The sequence below is a fragment of the Clostridium sp. UBA3061 genome, assembly GCF_002367465.1.
In the GTDB taxonomy this organism is placed as follows: Bacteria; Bacillota; Clostridia; order Clostridiales; family Clostridiaceae; genus Clostridium_J; species Clostridium_J sulfidigenes.
Genome location: NZ_DFCF01000005.1, coordinates 300,091 through 300,400 on the forward strand (window position 1 = coordinate 300,091; position 310 = coordinate 300,400).

Sequence of the window (310 nt, forward strand, 5' to 3'; positions counted from 1 at the left end):
AATACATATAGTAACTTTGACAATTACAAAGTATTGTTAATATAATGATAATTTTCCTATTGTACTATATATTTTTTGCTATGATTTCCTTTAATATACAAAGGTATCACAATACAAATAAATTGAATAGCAATAAAAGAATAAGAGTAAAAGTATACAGATAGTGCCCCGTGATTAAGTTATTCTAACTATTTAGAAGTTAGAAATTATGAAATATAACTCCTCGTAAAATCTTAAAATATATAAAATTTATATCTTCATCTTTTGGTATTAAATTTATCTTCAATTGATTTAGTTTCCCAATTAATAA